The sequence below is a fragment of the Synechococcus sp. R8-2 genome, from assembly GCF_047461715.1.
Lineage (GTDB): Bacteria > Cyanobacteriota > Cyanobacteriia > Thermostichales > Thermostichaceae > Thermostichus.
This window is the reverse complement of sequence record NZ_JANSHQ010000501.1, coordinates 1-3,298: the sequence shown is the minus strand read 5'-3', so window position 1 is coordinate 3,298 and position 3,298 is coordinate 1. Positions and strand designations below refer to the sequence as shown.

Below are 3,298 nucleotides of genomic sequence, written 5' to 3'. Positions count from 1 at the left end.
CGCCTGGACAAAAGCCACCAGCCGCCGAAAAAGAGCACCGCGAAGGCCCCCAAGCGGAAAGCCAGCACCCAATTGACGCTGCGCACAAACTGCTGCAGGATCAGGCTCACACCCCAAGTGGCCAGAAGGGTTTCCAGCGGTCGGCCATACAAAAAGCGGATCACCCCCCGCTCCAGGGCTAGTCCCACCAGAGCCGTGACGGCAAAGGCAGCTACCAAAGCCGGGAAGATGTACAGATCCCGCCAGGGATCCCCTAGGGGACGAAAGGCATTTTGAACCACAAAAGTGGTGTAGGCCCCCAACATCATCAGCTCCCCATGGGCCATGTTGATGACCCCCATGAGGCCGAAAACAATGGCCAAGCCCAAGGCGGCTATTAGCAAGACGGTGCCGATGCTAATGCCGTTGAACAAGCTGTCCAGGAGCAAGGTCATGGGCAGGGGATCCTCCTTCCAACTAAACTAGGGAGGCTAACCGAGCATCTAGGCGGGATCCCCAACCCTATCCAAACGGCAAGGGATCCCAGCCCTGGCCAGGACTAGCTGACTTTGACTTTGTAGCGACCGCCCTTGGCCGGATCTGACCAATCGCAGGCAAAGCCCTTGGTCTCTGCCACAAACTGGTTCCAGGGCTGCGGCTCCACGGCATCCGTAGAAAAGATGACATCAAACAAACCGTCAGAGCGCACCTGGCCGATCCGCACATACTTGGTCAGGTGGTGATTGGTGTTCATGGTTACCAAGCCTTCTGGGGCATCAAAGGTCTGGCCATAGGCTGCCTGCCGCACGGCGTCGATTTCCACTGTTCCCGCTTTTTCCACTGCCTGCTTCCAGATGTAAACCATGATGTAGGCGGCTTCCATCGGGTCGTTGGTGACGCGGTTTTGGCCGTATTCTGCCTTGAAAGCTTCCACAAACTTCTTGTTGGCAGGCGTATCCACCGTCATAAAGTAGTTCCAGGCGGCGAAGTGCCCTTCCAAGAATTCGGGGCCGATGGCCTGTACCTCTTCTTCAGCAATGCTGACGGACATGGAAGGATAGCGATCTGGCCCCAGCCCTGCCCCTTCCAGTTGTTTGAAAAAGGCCACGTTGCTGTCGCCGTTCAAGCTGTTGTAGATCACACCGCCATTGGGAAGAGCGGCCCGGATCTTGCTGATGATGGGGGTAACTTCTGTGCTGCCCAAAGGCAGATAGTCTTCACCCACCACTTTGCCCCCCAGGGCTTCCAACTGGGCCTTGATGATGGTGTTGGCCGTGCGGGGGAACACGTAGTCGGATCCCACCAGGAAGAACTCTTTGCCCTTGTTCTTGAGCAGCCATTCCACCGAAGGCTCGATCTGCTGGTTGGGGGCAGCGCCGGTGTAGAAGATGTTTTTGGAGCACTCTTGTCCTTCGTACTGCACGGGATACCAGAGCAGGTGCTGCTTGGATTCAAACACCGGCAAAACCGCTTTGCGACTGGCCGAAGTCCAGCAGCCGAATACCGTTGCCACCTTGTCCACATCGATCAATTTGGTGGCTTTCTCGGCAAAGGTTGGCCAATCGGAAGCCCCATCCTCGATAATCGGCTCGATCTGCTTGCCCAAAACCCCACCGGCGGCATTGATCTCTTTGATGGCCAGCTTTTCCGCATCCACCACGCTGGTTTCTGAAATGGCCATGGTGCCGCTAAGGGAGTGCAAAATGCCAACGCGGATGGTCTCTCCCTGGGCGTAGGCGGGCACGGATCGCTTCACCCAGATCTGCGGCCCTAGGGCAGCCCCGGCTCCGGCCAGAGCGCCCATTTTCAGCACTTGACGACGATTAAATGATAGAGCCATCGGTGATCTCCGAAACGAAGTGAGTGCAAAGGGTATTAAGAAGTCCAGTTGTTGCAGCAGCCCGGCCAACAGAGGGAAGCACTTAGCTCATCACCTCGCCCATGTGTTGAACCTGCCCAACTGCGCTCAGCTGAGGCTTTCACCGAATGCCTTCCCAACCTCAACAGAGGAAAAGGCTAATCCTGCAGTCGAGAAAGCGTTGTGCATCCCTGTTGCCTTAACGTGTTCCATCAAACCCATTCGGCCCGGAGAGAATTGTATCGTGGGATACCTTTTCCCAGAATCCGAGCCCTTTCCCCGCAGGCTGCAGGCAGAGGCAGGGATCCCTTGCTGCCGGCATAATAGGGGTTCTGGGGTGGAGAATTAACAGCCTATGGTGCAGCAGGCCGGCTATGGATCTTGGCGATCCCCGATTACCGCTGACCTGGTGGTGACGGGATCCCTGCGCTTGGGACAGATGGTTTGGGATCAGGGGGATCTCTACTGGACGGAGGGCCGCCCGCAAGAAAAAGGGCGCAATGTGTTGATGCGGCGCTCTGCCGACGGGATCCTGGTGGAGCTGACACCGGCACCTTTCAATGTGCGGACGCGGGTGCATGAGTATGGGGGTGGAGCTTATTGGGTGTCGGCAGGGGTAGTGTATTTTTGCAACTTCGCTGACCAACGGCTCTACCGCCTGCTGCCGGGTTCAGATCCCCAGCCCCTGACGGAAGCAGGCCCCTATCGCTATGCAGATGGGGTGGTGGATCGGGCGCGTGGACGCATCCTCTGTGTGCGGGAAGATCACAGCCGCCAGGGAGAGCCGGAAAACAGCCTTGTCTCGATTGACTTGGAAAGCGGATCCCAGCGCGTTTTGGCCTCTGGGCACAATTTCTATGCCAACCCTCGCCTCAGCCCCGATGGCCAGACCTTGGTATGGCTGACCTGGGATCACCCCCAAATGCCCTGGGACGGCACAGAGCTGTGGCGGTCTGAGGTGAACCCTGACGGCAGCTTGGGAGAACCTCAAAAGCTGGCCGGTGGCCCTGCCGAGTCGATCTTCCAGCCCCAGTGGTCACCGCAAGGGGATCTCTACTTTGTTTCGGATCGCAGCGGCTGGTGGAACCTCTATCGCTGGGATCCCCAGGGCCCCATTCCCCTCTGCCCTATGGAAGCGGAGTTTGGAGAGCCGCAGTGGGTGTTTGGCCTGAGCACCTACGGCTTTGCTGGGGATGGGCGCATCCTGGCCTGTTATGAACAAGACGGGCTGTCTCATCTGGCTTATCTGGATCCCCATTCAGGACAGTTGGCAGGGATCCCCTTGCCCTACACCCAGATCAGCGGTTTGCAGGTGAGTGGGGAAAAAGCCGCTTTCCTGGCCGGATCCCCGACGGAAGCCACTGCCTTGGTCTGCCTAGACTTACCCTCCAGCCAAGTGGAGGTGGTGGCCCGTTCCAGCAGCGTGGCGGTGGATCCCGACTATCTGTCGATCCCAGAGCC

2 protein-coding genes and 1 pseudogene are annotated in these 3,298 nt (G+C 58.2%); 1 reads left to right on the top strand and 2 read right to left on the bottom strand.

What is annotated here, in order from left to right:
* The coding region (locus NW819_RS11580; protein ID WP_414413835.1) for an ABC transporter permease subunit at positions 1–434 on the bottom strand (434 nt) is incomplete at its 3' end.
* A 104-nt stretch (positions 435–538) separates the two neighbouring features.
* Positions 539–1,819: an urea ABC transporter substrate-binding protein gene (gene urtA, locus NW819_RS11575; protein WP_414413834.1), complete on the bottom strand. Its 1,281-nt coding sequence runs from the start codon at positions 1,817–1,819 to the stop codon at positions 539–541.
* Positions 1,820–2,192: 373 nt separating this feature from the next.
* On the opposite strand from urtA, the pseudogene NW819_RS11570 reads away from it, so the two are divergent.
* Positions 2,193–3,298: pseudogene (locus NW819_RS11570) on the top strand (S9 family peptidase); the annotation flags it as partial.

Bases quoted from the DNA above. Each gene is read 5' to 3' on its own strand.
- urtA (WP_414413834.1), bottom strand. From the start codon at position 1,819: ATGGCTCTATCATTTAATCGTCGTCAAGTGCTGAAAATGGGCGCTCTG.